General features: G+C 56.0%; 14 protein-coding genes. 4 read left to right on the forward strand and 10 right to left on the reverse strand.

All coding sequences use genetic code 11. The annotated features are described in order from the left end of the window. Nucleotides 1-35: 35 nt before the first annotated feature. Entirely contained in the window at nucleotides 36-2,096 is a 2,061-nt protein-coding gene (gene ftsH, locus SH421x_RS24870) for an ATP-dependent zinc metalloprotease FtsH (RefSeq protein ID WP_488852718.1), read from the reverse strand. Nucleotides 2,097-2,445: 349 nt separating this feature from the next. On the opposite strand from ftsH, the gene dxr reads away from it, so the two are divergent. Genes dxr through SH421x_RS24885 form a run of 3 tightly spaced genes read left to right on the forward strand, consistent with a single transcriptional unit; the run spans nucleotide 2,446 to nucleotide 6,378 of the window. After that, the gene (gene dxr / locus SH421x_RS24875; protein WP_488852719.1) at nucleotides 2,446-3,612 is read left to right on the forward strand and encodes a 1-deoxy-D-xylulose-5-phosphate reductoisomerase; all 1,167 of its coding nucleotides are present in this window, start codon (nucleotides 2,446-2,448) and stop codon (nucleotides 3,610-3,612) included. Then, nucleotides 3,594-5,678: a site-2 protease family protein gene (locus SH421x_RS24880; protein WP_488852721.1), complete on the forward strand. Its 2,085-nt coding sequence runs from the start codon at nucleotides 3,594-3,596 to the stop codon at nucleotides 5,676-5,678. The genes dxr and SH421x_RS24880 overlap by 19 nt, the downstream gene beginning before the upstream one ends. 7 nt (nucleotides 5,679-5,685) lie before the next feature. Continuing rightward, nucleotides 5,686-6,378 carry an HAD-IA family hydrolase gene (locus tag SH421x_RS24885; RefSeq protein WP_488852722.1) on the forward strand — a complete coding sequence of 231 codons (693 nt, stop codon included), beginning with the start codon at nucleotides 5,686-5,688 and terminating at the stop codon, nucleotides 6,376-6,378. Between the two features lie 106 nt (nucleotides 6,379-6,484). Here SH421x_RS24885 and SH421x_RS24890 read toward each other — a convergent pair whose 3' ends face one another. The 7 genes from SH421x_RS24890 to SH421x_RS24920 form a co-directional block, all read right to left on the reverse strand. Continuing rightward, on the reverse strand, nucleotides 6,485-6,886 hold the full coding sequence (locus SH421x_RS24890; protein WP_488852723.1) for a hypothetical protein: 402 nt from the start codon (nucleotides 6,884-6,886) through the stop codon (nucleotides 6,485-6,487). A gap of 56 nt (nucleotides 6,887-6,942) precedes the next feature. After that, nucleotides 6,943-7,827, reverse strand: coding sequence for a DUF1559 family PulG-like putative transporter (locus SH421x_RS24895; protein WP_488852724.1), 885 nt, complete (start codon nucleotides 7,825-7,827; stop codon nucleotides 6,943-6,945). A gap of 439 nt (nucleotides 7,828-8,266) precedes the next feature. Continuing rightward, on the reverse strand, nucleotides 8,267-9,046 hold the full coding sequence (locus tag SH421x_RS24900) for a hypothetical protein (RefSeq protein WP_488852725.1): 780 nt from the start codon (nucleotides 9,044-9,046) through the stop codon (nucleotides 8,267-8,269). Nucleotides 9,047-9,095: 49 nt separating this feature from the next. Continuing rightward, complete coding sequence (locus SH421x_RS24905) at nucleotides 9,096-9,425, reverse strand: hypothetical protein (RefSeq protein WP_488852726.1); 330 nt, start codon at nucleotides 9,423-9,425, stop codon at nucleotides 9,096-9,098. Between the two features lie 83 nt (nucleotides 9,426-9,508). Then, a complete protein-coding gene (locus SH421x_RS24910; protein ID WP_488852727.1) occupies nucleotides 9,509-10,009 on the reverse strand; it encodes a MarR family winged helix-turn-helix transcriptional regulator in 501 nt (166 codons plus the stop codon). Nucleotides 10,010-10,166: 157 nt separating this feature from the next. Next, the gene (locus SH421x_RS24915) at nucleotides 10,167-11,573 is read right to left on the reverse strand and encodes a hypothetical protein (RefSeq protein WP_488852728.1); all 1,407 of its coding nucleotides are present in this window, start codon (nucleotides 11,571-11,573) and stop codon (nucleotides 10,167-10,169) included. A 522-nt stretch (nucleotides 11,574-12,095) separates the two neighbouring features. Beyond that, entirely contained in the window at nucleotides 12,096-13,802 is a 1,707-nt protein-coding gene (locus tag SH421x_RS24920; RefSeq protein WP_488852729.1) for an aspartate:alanine exchanger family transporter, read from the reverse strand. A 331-nt stretch (nucleotides 13,803-14,133) separates the two neighbouring features. Between SH421x_RS24920 and lepA the strand changes: the two genes are divergently transcribed. Further along, nucleotides 14,134-15,948, forward strand: a complete 1,815-nt coding sequence (gene lepA / locus SH421x_RS24925) for a translation elongation factor 4 (RefSeq protein ID WP_488852730.1) — start codon at nucleotides 14,134-14,136, stop codon at nucleotides 15,946-15,948. 27 nt (nucleotides 15,949-15,975) lie between these two features. On the opposite strand, the gene SH421x_RS24930 is transcribed toward lepA, so the two are convergent. Both SH421x_RS24930 and SH421x_RS24935 read right to left on the reverse strand, forming a co-directional pair. Beyond that, nucleotides 15,976-16,737: an FkbM family methyltransferase gene (locus tag SH421x_RS24930; protein WP_488852731.1), complete on the reverse strand. Its 762-nt coding sequence runs from the start codon at nucleotides 16,735-16,737 to the stop codon at nucleotides 15,976-15,978. 200 nt (nucleotides 16,738-16,937) lie between these two features. Then, a complete protein-coding gene (locus SH421x_RS24935; RefSeq protein ID WP_488852732.1) occupies nucleotides 16,938-18,536 on the reverse strand; it encodes an ArnT family glycosyltransferase in 1,599 nt (532 codons plus the stop codon). Nucleotides 18,537-18,539 lie beyond the last annotated feature (3 nt).

Genomic DNA, 18,539 nt, shown 5'->3' on the forward strand with positions numbered 1-18,539 from the left:
TTGTTTAGTTTAGCGAAATTAAAACGAGTCGAAAGTTAGTTGGCGCCCTCGGCCGTTGGCAGATCGCCGTCGTCTTGTTTTTCAGCATCCCCGGCGGGGCGAGGTCGTTTCGGCGAGTCGGTCCCCGGCACAATGCGAGGGCGGTGCGAATGGAGTTCGATCACACGCCGTAGTTCTTCGCCGTCGACTGACTCGACTTCGATCAACCGCTCGGCCACCGCGATCAGCGATTCGCGGCGATCCGACAGTAGTGACCGAGTCTTTTGCAGCATCTCGTCCAAGATCCGCTTGATTTCAATATCGATCTCGCGGGTCGTCTCTTCGCTATGCGTTCGGTTCCGTTCATCGTGAGCTTCTGGAATAAACGCCGAGCGTCCGCTGTGGCGATAGTTCACACGACCAAGCCGGCTCATGCCAAAGTCAGTCACCATCCCGCGCGCCAGTTCGGTCGCTCGTTCTAGGTCATTTTGGGCGCCGGTAGAGATCTCGTCGTAGACCATCTCTTCGGCCACGGTCCCCGCCAGCAGCACTTGGATGCGGCTTTCTAGTTCGCCTTGCGTCATCAAAAAGCGATCTTCGGTTGGACGCTGCATCGTATAACCGAGAGCCGCCAGACCACGGGGGATGATGGACACTTTGTGGACCGGGTCGGTATTGGGCAAGCAATAGGCGACTAGCGCGTGCCCACTTTCGTGATAGGCGACCCGGTTTTTCTCCTCTTCCTGCATCACGCGTTGTTTCTTTTCGAGCCCGGCCGTCACGCGTTCGACTGCTTCGTCAAACTCTTCCATCGTGACCGCGGCTTTTCCTTTACGAGCAGCGAGCAGCGCCGCTTCGTTCACTAGATTCGCCAGATCGGCGCCGGCGAACCCGGCGGTGATGGAAGCAACTTTTTTCACATCAACCGTATCATCCAGTTTCACCGCTTTGACGTGCACTTTCAAAATGTCAGCGCGCCCCGCGGCGTCGGGACGATCGACCAACACTTGGCGATCAAAACGACCTGGTCGCAGCAGCGCCGGATCAAGCATCTCTGGGCGATTGGTCGCCGCGATGATGATAATGCCGCTGTTGGAGTCAAATCCATCCATCTCAACCAACAGCGCGTTGAGCGTTTGCTCGCGTTCGTCATGGCCGCCGACCATGCCTGAGCCGCGGGTTTTGCCGAGCGCATCAAGTTCATCAATAAAGATAATGCAGGGGTTTTTGACCGCCGCTTGTTGGAACATATCGCGAACCCGCGCCGCGCCAACTCCGACAAACATCTCGACAAAGTCAGAGCCTGACAGGCTGAAGAAGGTGACGCCTGCTTCGCCGGCGATTGCTTTGGCGAGCAACGTTTTACCGGTACCTGGAGGGCCGACCAGCAGCACGCCTTTGGGGATGCGACCGCCGAGCTCTTGGTATTTTTCAGGCGAACGGAGGAAATCGACGATTTCTTTGACCTCCTCGACCGCTTCTTCGATGCCGGCAACATCCTCAAACGAAATATTTAAGTCGTCCTGCATGTGCATCTTGCCGCGACTGCGACCAAACGCGATGGCGCTGCCGGCGCCGCCGAGACGCCGCATCATCAGATAAAACAGGAGCACGATCAGAGCCGTCATAAACAACAGCCCGCCGTAGATCTCAAGGAAACCGTCTCCCTGGTCGCCGCTATAGTCTTTAAAGCCGTGCGACTTGAGTGCGTCAGTGATTTCGTTCAGGCTTTGTTCGTCACCCGGCAGATACGAGACGAGCGGCACCCCTTTTTGTTTGCTGTTAGCAATATCTTTGTTGTCGGCATCCAGGTCTTCGCGATCGACCGTGGCGCTGACCATGGATTTGCTGATGGTCGCATTCCGAAAATTCGAGTAGAGAATTTTCTTCCCCTTCGAGTTTTCGATCGCCAAGCTGCCGACCGGTTTGCCAGTAGCGTCTAGCTTGTGCGCGTCAATCAGATCGACCAATTGGGCCGGAGCAATGACATCACGCGAAGGGCGAATAAAGTAGATTGCGATAAAAAACGTGACGACTACCGCCACCACGATGTAGAGAATTGAATTGTTCGAGCGAGAATCGCCCGAACGGCGAGGGGGTTCGTCGTGATTATCCATGAGCAACCAGTTAGAGTAGCGCCGAGCGTGGGGCGAAATTCAAATATTAAGGTCAGCCGCTATTATACAGCGCCAAGTTACAGGCCAATAAAATGCCGCGTGGGACAAAATCGGCTCGCCTTGCTGCATAAGGCGATTCTTCCTAGAATTCGCGTGCATCGCAAGTACTTGCCCCATCAAGAGATGAGTGCATCGCTGGTCGCAGGTGGCGCAATCCAGCGGTTTTAATAGAATGCAGCAAGCATTTTTCGCGCTGGTCCACCTAGACGGCTAGTAGCGAATGCGCCGCGTTTGGCGTCGCTAGCAGCCATCCAAATATCCCCCTATTCCACCCGATCGAACCGTCGACATGCCGGCCCACCCTCAAACAGTTGCCCTGCTTGGCGCTACCGGCAGCGTTGGACGTAGCACGCTTGACGTGATTGCGGCTTCCCAGGGGCGCTACAGCTGCTACCTGTTGACGGCGCACCAAAAACTAGATGAGCTGGCCACCGCAGCGCGACAGTTTGTCCCGCGCTATGTTGTTGCTACCGATGCGGCCGCCGCGGCAACCCGCGATTGGTCCGATCTGCCGCCAGAAACCGAACTGCGGACCGGCCCCGAAGCGATCGCAGAGCTGGTAGGTCATGCCGATGTCGACATCGTGGTAGCCGCAATTGTCGGCCGCGCCGGACTAGAAGGAACCTGGGCTGCAATCGAAGCAGGCAAGCGAGTTGCGCTGGCCAATAAAGAGACCTTGGTCCTGGCCGGCGGATTGGCGATGCGACTGGCTGCCGAGCGACAGGCCCAAATTTTGCCGGTCGATAGCGAGCATAGCGCCATCTTTCAGGCGTTGCAGGCTGGACAACCCGATGAGGTGTCGCGAATCATTTTGACCGCATCCGGAGGTCCATTTCGACATCACAGCCTGGCGCAATTGGAACAAGTGACCATCGCCGAGGCATTAAATCATCCAACTTGGAAGATGGGGCGTAAGATTACAGTCGACTCAGCGACCATGATGAATAAGGCGCTAGAGATAATCGAGGCTCGCTGGTTGTTTGATCTACCGGCCGACAAGATTGAAGTCGTAGTCCACCCCCAATCAGTGGTACATTCGCTGGTTGAATTTGTGGATGGTTCGGTAGTGGCGCAATTGAGCCCCCCGGACATGAAATTACCGATACAATATGCAATGTCGTTTCCGCAACGCTTCCCTGGCCCGACTCGAAGGCTAGACTTCAGCATCGCGACCAACTGGGAATTTGAACCGCCAGACTTTGACCGCTTTCCGGCGCTGTTGCTGGGAAAAGAAGCGGCCGAGAGCGGGGGAACGACCGGAGCGGTCCTGAACGCCGCGAACGAAGCGGCCGTACAGAGTTTTCTTGATGGCCAGATCTCATTCACTGATATACCTAGGGCATGTCGTGCCGCTTTAGACAATCACGACTTTGACCCTACCCCAACGATTGATCAACTACTCGCGCTCGACACATGGGCGCGTAGGGAGGTTTCCGCGTGGATTACGTGCTGTTAGCCGATACCAATTTTCTGGGCATTTTGACCAACCTCGGCTATTTCGCCATGGGCGTCGCTGGACTTGGGCTGGTGATTTTTATTCACGAGCTCGGGCACTTTCTGGCCGCGAAGGCCTGTGGAGTGAAGTGCGAAAAATTTTACGTTGGTTTTGACGCACCGATTTCGATCGGACCTTGGAAGTTTAGCGCACTCTGGAAAAAGCAGTGGGGCGAAACCGAATACGGCATCGGCACCATTCCGCTAGGCGGATATGTCAAGATGCTAGGGCAGGATGACAATCCGGCCGCCTCCGAAGAAGAGATCGCACGTTCCAAAGCAGGTGGCGAGTCGGGTCAGCATGATCCCCGCAGCTATCTGGCCAAGTCGGTGCCGCAACGCATGATGATCATCTCGGCAGGGGTGACGTTCAACGTGATTTCGGCGGTGATCTTTGCCGCGATCGCCTACATGATCGGCGTCAGCTACATGCCGTGCGATGTCGCCTATGCTCAGCCCGGTGGCCCGGCCTGGATCGCCGGCATCCGTCCTGGTGACAAAATTTTGGCGGTAACCCCCGGCGCCGAGCCCAACGAGACGCTCCGCTTCCGCAAAGACTTGACGCTTGCCGTGGTGATGAACGGCGACGAAAAGCCGATGCCGATTATGATTCGCCGCGGTGACGAGACGATCGACTTTGACGTCACGCCGAAAAAGCCGTTTCCCAAGGCCGACTTTCCGCTGCTTGGTATTTCGCCCGAAAACACCTTGAAAGTGGCCAAACCTAGTGATGAATTCGCATTGCTGGCCGGTAAACCTGACTGGATGTCGAAACTAACCACCGGCGATCTGCTGGTCGAAGTCGATGGCCAGCCCATCGATAGTTTCATCCACTGGCAAAACATCCTTGCGACGCATGCGACGGACGTGCTAAAGCTCAAGCTCGAGCATTCCGAAGGAGCAGGCGAACAGGCGACCAAAACCACCTACGAAATCGAAGTGCCGCCGACTCCCTATCGTCAAACCGGCCTGGTGATGGAGTTGACGCCGATCCTGAACATTCAAACAGGCTCGCCTGCCGAGACCCAAGGCCTGAAGACCGGTGACAAACTGGTCTCGATCGGTGATGTGCCGGCCGCTGACGGGTACACCTTGGCGACACGCGCGGCCAAGTACGCCGGACAAACGGTCGATGTAGTGGTGCTACGGAACGGGGAAGAGAAGACTTTCTTGATCCCGATGCGTCAGCCTGAGCAGTACAACACGCAAAGCGGTTTTGGCAGCGAACTAGCGATCGACATGCTGGGCATCACGTACTCGCTGACCAATCGGGTCGCGCAGATCCTGCCCGATAGCCCTGCCGCAGCAGCCGGAATTGAATCGGGCGACGAGATTCGGACTCTCAAGCTAAGACCGACCGACTCGCAAAGAAAGATGGCCTTCTCATGGCCGAAAGACGACAAGCCGATCAAAATCATCGAAGACAAGCTTGCTTGGCAAGATGCGTTTGACGCCGCGTTTCAATACTTGCCTGCCGGCGTGCCAGTCGAAGTGATTTACAATCGTGAAGGAACCAATGAGACGCAAACGGCGTTGATTACTCCGGTCGACTCGCAGGATCAGTTTATCGCGCAGCGCTACTTGGTTTTTGTCTCTCCAAGTCCGATCTACGTCGCCAAATCGATTGGCGAAGCCGTTGGACTTGGCTTTCAGGAGACAGCCAGCGGTATGGGACAGGTCTTTATGATGCTTCGCAAACTGGTGACGGGCAAAGTGCCGTTGGCCGGCTTCGGTGGCCCCGGCACAATCTTGGCCGTCGCTACCAGCGAATCGTCTCAAGGGGTCGGACGACTCCTCCTGTTCTTGACGCTGATCAGCGCCAACTTGGCGGTCATTAACTTCATGCCGATTCCGGTGCTCGACGGCGGGCACATGGTCTTTCTGTTGTACGAAGGAATCCGTGGCAAACCGCTCGACGAAAAGTGGATGATGCGACTCACCTTCGCTGGCTTCGCGTTTGTGCTGTTGCTAATGATCTGCGTCATCGGACTCGATATCAATCGCTTCTTGCCGTTGATTACGGGATAAGGTTGCCGTGCTTGATTCTCCTAATTTAATCCGCTGCGTCTTGTTTGATGCAGTGGGGACGTTGATTCATCCTTACCCCAGCGTCGCTGCCGTCTATCAGGCGGCAGGCGTCGCCAACGGATGCGACTTGCCGATCGAGACGATCCATACTCGTTTTCGCGAAGCGCAGATCCGGCACGCGGTATCCTCCGACCTGCGTACTGACGAAGCTCTCGAACGTGAGGGGTGGCGACAGATTGTGGCTCATGTCTTCGTCGAAACCAGCGACACAAGCCCCATCTTGAATCGCATCTGGACTGACTTCGCGCAGCCCAGCCATTGGAACGTTTACGAAGACGCGTTGCCGACGCTGGAAAAGCTACGCAAGCGATACCAAGTTGGTTTGGCGTCTAACTTTGACCAGCGGTTACGCGCCATCGCCAGCCATTGGCCCGGCCTCGCCGAAGCGATGCTGTTCGTCTCTTCTGAAGTGGGCTGGGCCAAGCCGAGCCCCCATTATTTTGGCTCCATCGCCAAAGTGCTTCAGCTGCAGCCGCACCAAATCTTGCTGGTCGGCGATGATCCCCGCAATGACTATCACGGCGCGATAACGGCCGGCTATCAGGCCCTTTTTCTGTCTCGCAACGCGAAAGCTCCCGATGACATTGCACCGGCAGCGGTGATCCAATCCCTGAGTGAAGTAGTCACGCGTCTGTCGTAGTGACGCAAAGCTCAGCCCGCGATACGCACTACAAAAAAAGGGGGAACTCCGCTTGGAGGATCCCCCTTGATCGAAATTTTGATCAACCGCTGTAGTTGTCGGCCGACTATTTCTTCACTTCGATTTCGATACTTTTGACGTTCTGATCGGTCACTTCGATCGAAGTCGTGAACTCTGCGAAGATCTGTTTGCCGTAAGGCAGCTCTTGATCGGGCTGTGCATTGCCGTCAAAGCCGTCAATGCGAACGCGATAAGCGCCAACGGTCAGACGCTGCTTCGCTAGTTCGGTATCAAAAGCGCCATTGACGATGTCCGTCGAAATCGCCGGACCGCTATGTCCTTTGGACGAGTCAGGGCTAAGCAGGATCGAACCGCGAGGAACCGGCGCCCCTTTGTAGGTGACGGTTCCGGCGGCCACTAATCCCGACGGCTCGGAAGAGCCGCAACCGCTGGAAAAAAGGATCACCACCGCACCCAACGCACAGGCGACGCAAAAGCGAGTCATCATATTAGGTCTCTAACGAGAAGAATGTGAGAGAAAGTCCATGCCGCAGTAGCGAAGACTTAGTCGAGCGTCGCCGATTCGCCGCCGGCACAGCTAGCCATCGATAGCAACGTGTCATAGTTGACTGTCTCGGCAACAAAGCGAACCGACGCGTCTCCCTGTGCAAACATGCAACCGCCGGGGTGATTGCTGCCGTAGCTCATGTCGTTAAACAACGTGGTGTAGTCGGCATTGATTGGCTGAGCAATATTTTTGCACGGCGCCATAAATTCGTTGGTCCTGCCGCCGCGCGTCCAAGGACGATAACGGGTCGCCTTGCCGTTGCGGTCGGTCCAGGAAATTTCACCAAACGCGAACGTGTTGCTGGTGCCGTCCAGCATATCGCGCATCTTGCGAACTTCTTCGTGGTACCAAATTCCTTCTCTTGAGAAGCCGCCGTGACTGACGCCGGTATTCTCTTTGTAGGCGACGCCAGACTGTGGATTAGTTCCGGTTGGCCCCATCACTCCGTAATAATGCGTGGTGAAGTAGGCGGTGTTGTCGTCCGCTTTTTCTTTGGTGCCGCTGGGGCAAAGAAAGGCATCCATCCGAGTCGAGCGAAATGGAGCGTTTACGCCGGTATCGTAGTTGACCGTCATGTCCATCTGATCGTAAACATTCCCCTGCTCAATAAACGGCAGGATCGCAACGTGCCAACCAACAGCGTTACTGGTCCCGCGCGATCCGTAGGGAAAGCTGTTGTTGGTGTCGTGGTAGTTGTGCAGTGCTAAGCCAAGCTGCTTCAGATGGTTAGAGCAGGTCATCCGGCGAGCCGCTTCACGAGCCTGCTGAACCGCGGGCAACAACAACGCAATCAAAACCCCGATAATCGCGATAACAACCAGCAATTCGACCAGCGTAAAACCGGTCCGGCGATTGGGGTGCGGCTGACAAGAACTGGACATACAGATACCTCAGTGACGGAAGAGAAGAGAAAATGAAATACGAATGCGGCGCCTACCAGAGCAGGTCACAATCGTTAATAACCGCAGATAAGTCGTGATAATTACCAGCATCGGCGTGGAAGTAACCTGCCGATCAGTGAAAGCAATCGGTTTTCGGGTTACCGGTATGCTTGCCGATCAAGCCTTACCTTCTAATTGTGTGGCCATCTGGCCCGTAAACGGCCGCAATGAAGAGGAGATTTATTTTACAAATTTGCCGACAAATTTATTAGGCGAATTTGCCACAATAATACCGTTTTTTCAATCTTTTTTCACTTAGCCGCATGGATGCTTTCCCATTGGAGGGGAAATTCACCTTGCATTGCCTAGAAACAACGCCAAAAGGCGAGAGCCGATCTAACGCCAGCAGCATCGGCGCAGCCGTATAGACCACCAAAAGCTACTGCAAGCTTTTTGCTGGGATGACGATCTCACCAAGATTGGTGACTTTGCCATCCATGACTTCGATCTTGTGCTTGCCGCGACTCTCATTTCGAGCTTGTCCCAGCAACGTGAGCTGTGACAGGTAACCGCCGCTGGCATGCCAGAACTGAAAGGTCCATCTGCCAGCCGGAACATTGGCGATCTCGAAGGCGCCACTTTCATCGGAAACCGCGGCATAGGGCGAAGTGCGGATGAGGAGAAAGCCTTCCATGCCTGGAATTTTGGAACTGTTAATGATCGACGGCACGCGTTCTTCAAGCGGCAAGGCTTGCTTGACTTTCTTGCTGGGCGGTACGGCCAGTTCTGCGAGAGGATTCAAAAATCCATGAATCCGGAGGTGGTGAGCGATGGGATCGAGATTGTGAAAGCGAGCAACCTGGGAGGTTCTCAGCAGCGTCACATACGGCTGGAGTGCAAAGCCGTTGATTTGGATTTCAATTTCGTCGTGGCCCGTTTGGGCGTAATCAGGATGCGGTTGCGGATATTCGTCGCCATGCGGAACGATCAGCCAAAGGCAGGCGTTTTGCAATTCACCCCCAGGTCCAACAATCAGATTTTGATTGGGGATTCGGATCGGTGCTCCGATGCCGGCCGGAATCATAGTTAACGATTCCGGCATTTGGACTTTGCCATCGACGATAAATCTCCCTTTGATCGTCCCCCAGCCTTGGGCATGCGCGAAACTACCGAAGAGCAGCGTCCACAACAGTGTTAACGTAAGCAGCAAAGTCTTCATTTCAGAGCGCCCCCGTGAAGCTCAATCAAGCACTAAGGTAAGTCCTTGATTATTTTAGGGAATCGCGATCCTCGGTGCGAACTAAATCGGCGTGCAGAGCAGGATCTGCCCGTGTCCGACGACGAAGCAAGCCGTAGCTAAGAAACGTCAACAACGCCAGAACCGCCAAGATCGCCAGCGGAAAAGACCACATCGGCAGCGCCAAGCGATGCTGATGTGCTACCGACCCAAACTCGCCGGTGTCATGCATCCACAGAAAGATCGCATGCGTGTTAGAGAAGGTTAATAGCTCGACGAAATAGCTGACGATTAGAAATAGCGTGATCAAGATCGCTGGCGCGATACAGTGGCGGGCGAGCTGTTCAAGTCGAGAGTGCATGAAAAACGGAACTCGCGGCATTGCCACATCACGATGGTCAGACTCCCGAATTCTAAACGATGACGCCGCTGTCCGCGCCTTCATCAGGCCAAGGGCTGCCCTACTTTGCCGGCTTCTGCCGCTTCGCGGGCTTTTACTAACAAGCGATTCAGCTCGACTAGTTCGGCTTTGGTCATGTGCCCGAGGTTTTGCTGGTGGATGTCGATCAGCGGTTCCGACAATTCCTCGATCAGCGCAGATCCCTTTTTGGTGAGCTTGATTCGGATCACGCGGCGATCGGTCTGTGAGCGAGTTCGCGAGACCAGTCCGGCGTCTTTCAATCGGTCGATCAGCCGGGTGATATCAGGAACCCGAGTCACCATCCGACTGACGATTTCGAGACAGGGGAGCCCGGGCGCTTCGGCCGCTTCCAAAATGCGCAGGACGTTGTACTGGGCGCTGGAAAGGCCATGCTGCTTTAGCAACTGACTGGGCGCGGCGGCGACCATGTTATGGGTGCGCAGCAAGTTCAGGTACGCCTCCTGTGGCAAAGAGTCGAACGGCTCTGACTTTTTTAACTGTTGCTGGAGGATCGATTTGGACACGCCGTTGGCTTCCGAAGAGAAGTGTTCGCACGAACAATAATTGTTCTCACAACCATCTCTGTCAAGCCAACCAGGCTGTTGACCAAGCCGATGCGCATAAAAAACCGACCGCAAGCAAAGGCGGTCGGTCTCGGTCAGTTTGGCGAATCCCCTGCAACTAGAGCGGGAGATCCAACGAAGGTGTGCCGGTCGGATCGCTGTCCTTCGGCGATTCTTCTTCGGTCAAGCTCGGCTTTTTGGCGTCATCCAGCGGTGCCATGGGGCCGCCTTGATCGACGTCTTCCATCGGCGTTTCCGATTCTTCCTTGGTGGTCGCCGGCTTCTTAGCGGCGGTTGGCGCTTTCTGCGTAACAACCGAAGGGGAGGCCGGAGCATAGGAGGTAATGACCGGAGCCGGAGCAGCGACCACGACATTCCCAAACGAGTCGAGCGGAACACGCATGGTGACGACACGAGGAGTTCGCTTGACCATCTGCTGCTCGGTCCAGACCGGCTCTAGCTTGGTTTCCACCACGGTGCTGGTTTCGGCGACCCATTTTTGAACGCGAACCGGCGTTTGCTCCACTTTCTCTTCGTAAACCATCCGCGTCGTGGTGATCGGGACCTTGCGGACCTGTTCTTCCTCAACCCAGCGGCAAACCTTAACTCTCACTTGGTTCTCGACTCGCTCAACCACAGGCCGGCGAACGGTAACCGGAATCTGCTGAACCTGCTCGACCGCTTCGTACCGGGTGGTCTGAAACGGAATCCGTTGAACTTGGATCTCTTCGCTCATCCGCGTGCGTTGCACCGGAATCTGCTGCGTTACTTGTTGCGGCAAGAAGGTAGTGACCGGAACCTGTTGGGCGACGACGTTGGGCACAAAGGCTTGTTGCGTCTGGAAAGTACCAGGACGCTGCTCCGGAACCCAATGCAAACCAGCACGGTCCCACATCGCGCGACCGGTAACCGGATCAACGTAGCTAGTTCCACCTACCCAGCGAAGGCGATTTCGAACAGGCCCCGGCTGGTAGACCGTTTGATTGACGAATTGTCCTTGATCAACAAACTGCGTTTGCAGAGTCGTGCTGGGAGTATACTGCACGGTGGTCTGCGTCTGCATCACGGTTTCGGTAACGGGACGCTGCACGCGAATTTGTTGTTCGAGAAATTGCGTTTCTTGAACCGGACGCATGACCGTCTGACGGCGCTCTCGCATTTCGGTCTCTTCGACGTAGCGCACCTGATTGAAGCTCTGGTCGCGAATCTCTTCTTCCCAGATCGGCCTCATCACCTTGTAGCGTTCTTCTCGTTCACTAGTTTCGGTGATCGGCTTGGCGACAGTAAAGCGTCGCTCGCGCATTTCCGTCTCCCAGACAGGTCGATAAGTCGTGACCTCTTTCGGGATCTCAACTTTTTGATACTGCAGGCGGCGTACCGTGACGGGCTGATCTTCATAGACCGTCTGCTGGATAAGTTTGTAGGAGGGTCCACCACAAGGCGCACAGCTTTGGGCGAAGGTCGGCGACGCTGCGGCTGCCAACAACGGCGCCGCCAAGACGAATTTTAAGTGAATCTGATTCATGGTTTCGGTTCCTCAACCGGGGGTCATCAAAACGACCAGAGGTTCTCTGGGCAAAGTCCCTCTCGCTTGACGAGCCGCGGCAAATCCGTCGCCGGGCGGCCTGAGTACAGGCAACTCGTTACTAGAGATTGCCAGATTTCAGCGCCATATTCAAACGGATTATTTTGCAGCTCGGGTCGTCTAATCGCTGGAAAATCATACGTCGTCGGGCTTTACGCGACTAGAAATTCTTTCAAGTTTTCTAAGCTGTCTGCCGAGCGCTTTATCGCTACATTCAGAGCAATCAGTGCAGCCTGTGATAGCAGCGCAGGCAACTCAACCCAATCGACAATGTTTCCCAGAATCATCGCGCGTTGAAAAACCACAACACGCCGGCGATGGGTTCGCGCTATCGAAGCGATTGCGCCGGACACCAAGCAAGAAATCAGAGAGGTCCCCTTTCGCGGCGAAAAGCGACCTGCCCCATCGATTGGTTCATCACTCTGGGCAATGTTGCAAATAGGCAACAAACTCACCGCGGAGCTACCGCAATAATTCGACCAGCAGCGGCGCTAGAATCGTTACCAGCCCCAGCGCGATCGGGTAGGCGGCCACGTAGGCGACAACCGGTTCGGCCGCGTCGGTGCTTGAGGTAATCGCCGCCAAGCCCGGCGTCGATGTCATGCCGCCGCAAATCGCGCCAAGCGATTTCAGCAGACGCAGCTTCAACACGTACTCCGCCAATACAAAGCCGATCGCTAGCGGTACGACTGCGACCGCCGCCGCGCCGACACATAACCAAATGCCCTGCACTTGCAGCACCGCCAAAAAACCGCCGCCTGCCGAAACTCCAGCGCTGGCTAAAAAGAGCGCCAACCCTGACTCCATCAACACGGTGCGAGCCGGTCGCGGCAAATGGCCGACCAGCGGACCAAGTCGCCCAAAGTGTCCCAAGATCAAGCCAACCATCAGCGGCCCTCCGGCCAAGCCCAACTGCAACGAGAAGCGGCCGATAGAAACCGGCAACATGCCCAGCGCAATCCCCAACAACAGGCCGATCGCCAGCGACAGCAGGTTCGATTGCTGAAGCAGCCCGGGACGATGCCCGGCCAGACGTTCGACCTCAGGCCAGTTTTCTGGTTTGCCGACGGCGGTTAGCTGATCGCCATACTCGATCTTGGTCATCGCCGAGGGGACAAACTCGACTTCGTGACGGCAAATCCGCGTAATCGTCACCCCATACGTCGAGAGCAACCGCAGCTCTTTCAAGGTGCGTCCCACTACATTCGGCGACGTCGCGACAATTTGCCGGCGCTGGCGCTCGGCATCGAGCAGCAATTGGTCGGCGCCTTCGACCTCTACTCCCAGCGTGTCTAGCACAACCGCCAAGCGTCCCTCAGGCCCAACTAGCATCACCTGCTGGCCAAGTTCAAACTGAAAGTCCGCAGGCGTCGGACGCAGCGTGTCGCCATCTCGCACCCGCGGAGTTTGGCAATTGGACGCTTCCAACATCGGTACGCTGCCGGGACGCTTGCCGACGATCGAGGGATTCCGAATCTCGACCAGCTTACGAACGATTTGCGAAGCGGCGGCGGCGGGATCGCCCGCGGCAGCGGACTTTAAATCGCGTCCCAACAGCTTGGGCAGCACCTGCACGAAAGCGACCACGGCGATAATCCCAAAGGGATATCCAACGCCAAAACCGACCGCCACATCAGGACTTCCAGGCAGCGCCGTCGTCAATGCGCCCAGCGCTGGAGTGCTGGTCATCGCCCCGGCGAAGATGCCGCTCGCCAACTCGGCCGGCAATCCCAGCATCTTGCCGACACCCCACGCAGTGGCGGCCCCGCTGAAAACGATAACACCGCCTAACAACGCCAGCATGCGTCCATCTTGGACCAAAGAACGGAAGAAAGTGGGACCAGCCCCCAGTCCAACGCAATACACGAACGCGGCGAGGCCAATCTCACCGGCTCCGGCAGGGATCTGCATTTGGAAGTGACCGGCGATCAGGCCGACGAACAACACGCCTGCCGAGCCAAATGATATCCCCAGCAGCGAAATTCGACCAATCGCCAAACCGCCGGCGACCACAGCGGCCAGAACCAGAATGCTGGGAATCCCGACCGGCGTCAGTCCTCGCCCCGACTCACTTGTCGCCGCCAACACGAGACAGGGACTGGCGAAACTTACAGCAGTCAACGCGCAAATCGCCCAGACCAAACCGTGACGACTAGAGATCAGAGGCATAAGAGGACAGCTCGAATGGTGGCTAATAAAACGGCGAATCGCTTCTACTGTAGTGGTGCAGCCGCCGGATGTCGTTGGGACTGCCAGCTTTTCTAAGGCAGCGCCGCTATTGGGGGATTGCGGGCAATCTATCGCGCCTAAGCGGTCAGATTGGCGTCTGAAGCGGCTTCTACGTCCGCCTATCGGCCAACGCGACTTGGCGTGTATAATGAATCGTTCTCCCCATAACACTGGGGTCGCTATGCGCCGGCCGGCTCTCGCCGGGCGCACACAGGACAGACGCCGCTTCCCTTTGCGGTTGCTGCGGCATTCAGTTTCGTACGGAACATCCATGGCCTCGATCGAACAACAATACATTCGCAACTTCTGCATCATCGCTCATATCGATCACGGCAAAAGCACCCTCGCCGATCGTCTGATGGAAAAGACCGGCACCGTAACGCTGCGCGAGATGAAAGAACAGCTGCTTGACGGGATGGATCTAGAGCGCGAACGCGGCATCACGATCAAAGCGAAAGCGGTCGCGATGCGCTACAAGTACAAAGGGCACGAGTACGAACTGAACCTGATCGATACGCCGGGGCACGTGGACTTCCAGTACGAAGTCTCGCGGTCGCTTAGTTGTTGCGAAGGCGCCGTCTTGCTGGCCGATGCGTTTCAAGGGGTCGAAGCCCAAACGGTCGCCAACGCCTACATGGCGATGGACCACGATCTAAAAATCATCCCGTGCCTCAGCAAGATCGACCTGATGCATGCGCGGCCGGCGGCAGTGATCGAAGAGATGGAGCAAACGCTCGCGATCATGCCGGACGAAGTGCAAGCAATCAGCGGCAAGACTGGAGCCGGAGTCGAAGAGCTGTTGGCCGCAATTATCGAAACCGTGCCCGCCCCCATTGGTTCACGCGAAGATGTGTTACAGGCGATGGTCTTTGACTCGCACTACGACAAGTTTCGCGGCGCCGTTACCTACGTCCGCGTGATGAACGGCCGGGTCAAAAAAGGGGACAAGATTCGCTTCCTGCGCGGCGAAACGACTCATGACGTGACCGAAGTTGGTCAGTTTATCCCCACGCCGCGTGCAACTGACGAACTGTGCGCCGGACAGGTCGGTTATTTGATTTGCAACATCAAGTCGCTGGAATTAGTCAACATCGGCGATACCGTCAGTATCCCCGGCCCTGACGCGGCGAAACCGCTGCCCGGCTATCAAGAGCCGAAGCGGATGGTGTTTTGCGGGCTCTATCCTTCGGATGGCCAAGACTTTGAGCAACTGCGTGATGCGCTCAACAAGTTGCGGATCAATGATCCCAGCTTTATTTTTGAGCCAGAGACGAGCGACGCATTGGGGTTTGGTTTCCGCTGCGGATTCCTCGGCTTGTTGCATATGGAAATTGTGCAGCAACGTCTGGAACAAGAGTCAGACGTGGACTTGGTGCAGACCGCTCCGAACGTGACGTACCATATCATCAATAAGAAGGGACAGGAGATTGAGATCCATAAACCTCAAGATGTTCCGGACGCTGGTGAGATCGAAGAGTTTCTGCAGCCGATCGTGCGAGTCAGCCTATTGCAGCCTAGCGAGTTTATCGGCCCGGTGATGCAACTCTGCACCGAGCGCCGTGGCGTGCAAGTTAGAACCGAATATTTGTCGCCGACGCGGGCGATGTTGGTGTACGATCTGCCGCTGGCCGAAGTGATCTATGACTTGCATGACAAGTTAAAGAGCGCAACACGCGGCTATGGCACGATGGATTACGAAATCCGTGACTACGTGCCGGCCGATCTGGTGCGGCTGGATATGTTGGTCAACGGCAAACGGGTCGACGCCTTGTCGATCATTTGCAATCGAGCCGACGCCGACCGTCGGGGTCGCGCCGTCGTCAAGAAGTTGAAAAGCGAGATCGATCGCCACATGTTCGAAATCGCAATTCAAGCGGCCATCGGGACGCGCGTTATTGCTCGCGAAACGGTCAAAGCGCTCAGCAAGAATGTGACCGCCAAATGCTACGGCGGCGATATCTCACGCAAACGCAAGTTGTGGGCCAAGCAGAAAGAAGGCAAGAAGCGGATGAAGTCGATCGGCTCAGTCGACATCCCGCAAAAGGCTTTTATGGCGGTGCTGGAAACCGGCGACGACCAAAAGTAGTCGCCGCATAACTTTGCCGCCAAACGGCTATGCCGCAACGAGATCGGCCAGAAAAGCTTGACGCACCGCCGCTTTTTCTGCCGGAACGAAAAAGTAGTTGCGATGGACGCAATGTGATTTCCGGAACGGCGCCGTCGCGAAATCCTGCGCGTCGTATCGATTCCCCTCGCTAAAGAAGTAGCCGGAATAACCGAGGCTTTCGAGGTAGTCAAACAGACCATCTGATTGGATTGCGTTATTGAAGGCTTCGAATAGCAAGATCGGTTTCTGACTGCGGATCGTTTCTTCCGCGCCTTCAAATACCTGGCGTTCGTGCCCTTCGACGTCGCACTTGATGACGCCGATGTTCTGGACGTTGTGCTCTCGGCAATAGTCATCTAGCCGAGCAATTTGACCGTAACCAGTTGGAACCTTCTGCGACAATTCCGTCACCGGGTGGTCATCAATCCGGGCTCCCGTCGACCCAGCGTGATCGCGCTTGATCTGAACCAGCCCCGTTTGATTCGAGAGCCCTTTCATGACGATCTCTACGTTGCGCATCGAGCTGCGTCGCTTGAAGCCTTGCAGCGCGTCATGCAGCTCAGGCTGCAACTCAAAGCCAATCACTTTTCCTTGCGGACCAACAAACTTGCTAAACCAATAGCAGTAGATACCGCGATTTGCGCCAATATCGATAGCGGTACGACCTTGGAGGTCTAGTTGAGCAAGATGAGCGATGTCGGGCGCTTCAGAGCGCAAGCGATAGCGCCAACAGCGGACCAGCATGTGCAGATGTTCGTAAAGCGTCATTCGATTCGACTCCATTTTCTACTGACCCTACACCAGTATTTCAGGGGGACACGACAAGTGCGGCCCGCGATCGATCCCCAAGTTTGGAGACAAGGTCGGATCGTAAAAGGATTGGATGGATGCGTCCAGCCGAATTCGTGAGGGATCCAGCTACTACTGTTTCGATTGGCTCTAGTTTTGCTGTAAAACCAACCTCGCTGTTAGCGGGGTGACCTATCCGCGCGATCGGCTACCATGGTCGGGCTTTGCGGACCAGGCCAATAAGCGAAGTTCTCGGCTCGATAGAGGTCGAACTCGTGTTTGCGCGTAGCGTTGATCGCTACGGTAACGCGGCCGATTTTCTCTACGCTTGAAAAAGCAGCGGCTAGTTCGGGAGGTACCGTCTGGTAGACCGGCGTCACCAAGACCGCCGTGCGACCGACGACCTGCGTCGGTCCGCCCCAAACGTCGTACTGAGACAAAATCTGGTCATCTGCTTTCCAACTGTAGACGCGCGGTTGATTCGGCAGATAGAACGCGAGTTCGGCTGTCGAGACGCGTCCCCCGGTGGTGATGATCAGTGCATCATCCTGGACGCCGGCCTTGCGAATTTCTTCGCCAACAATTTGCCCTAGCTCCTCCCAGCCGCGCAGACGAACGATCGGATCGACTTTGCTACCGACTAGGCCAAACATCCCTAGCGCGAACGGCAATGCGTAAGTTGCTAGCGTAAAAATCGCCCCCGCGACGACGGCTCGGCGAAGATGAAATGCACCGGCTGCCAGCGGAAAGGGAATCTCCGCTTTTTGCAGCGCCCAACCGACGCACAGGATGATCCCGGCCGGAAAGACCGGCGCAGGCCAATTCAATTCGATCCGCTGCTTCAAGCTTAGCACCACGATCAACATCAGCGGCAAAGCGCTAAAGCAAAGCAGGTATTGCACTCGACGATCCAATGAACGGATCGACAGCAATCCGGTAAATGACAGCGATGCAAACAGGAAGAAGGTAACCGGTGAAACAATGCCAAACAGCCCGCCGATAAATTCAAGCGCCAAGGAGATTCGCTTGACAGGTCCAAATGGTTCGGCCTGAAAATGTTCGCTGGTATGCTGCGCCGTAATCCAGTCGTGCTGCGAGTTCCAAATGATCACCGGCGTCAAAAAGGCGATCGCCGTTATGGCGCAAATCCACAAACCCGGACGCACCAATTGGCCACGATCTTTGCGGCTGATCAAGATAAACATGCCGCCGAGCGCCAAAAAACCAAAGGTGGTCTGCTTCGAGAGCAAACCGAGCCCAATCGCTAGCGCGGTCAGCGGAAACCAAATCCATGTATTGGAGCCTTCTTCCAAAGCACGCCACAGAAAATAAAGTGCCGCGACCCAGAAGAACAGGAACGGCGCGTCAATCGTCATCAACAAACCGAGCGCCGCATTGCCAGGCGTCAGGGCCGACAGCAGCACGGCGAAAAAACCGCACTTCGCGTCAAACATCCGATCGGCCAGCAGAAAGACAAAACCGAGTCCCAACGTGCCGAGCACCGCGGCCGGTAAGCGGACCGCCAATTCGGTGTCGCCGAGGATGCTGGTCGAAAGTGCAATGATCCACGCGATCATCGGCGGTTTGCTGTAGTAGCCCCAATCCAGCTGGCGTGACCAGTCCCAGTAGTAGGCCTCGTCATGAACCAGATCAAGCGGCACAAACGCCGTATACAAAATTCGAAAAACCAACAGGCCAGCGATTAGCATCCAGGTCGCATAGCGCCAGGGAAAGGGCTTTTCTTCGGTCGCCGGAACATCCATGTTCGTCGCGCTCATATC

The sequence above is a fragment of the Blastopirellula sp. SH421 genome (assembly GCF_057808535.1).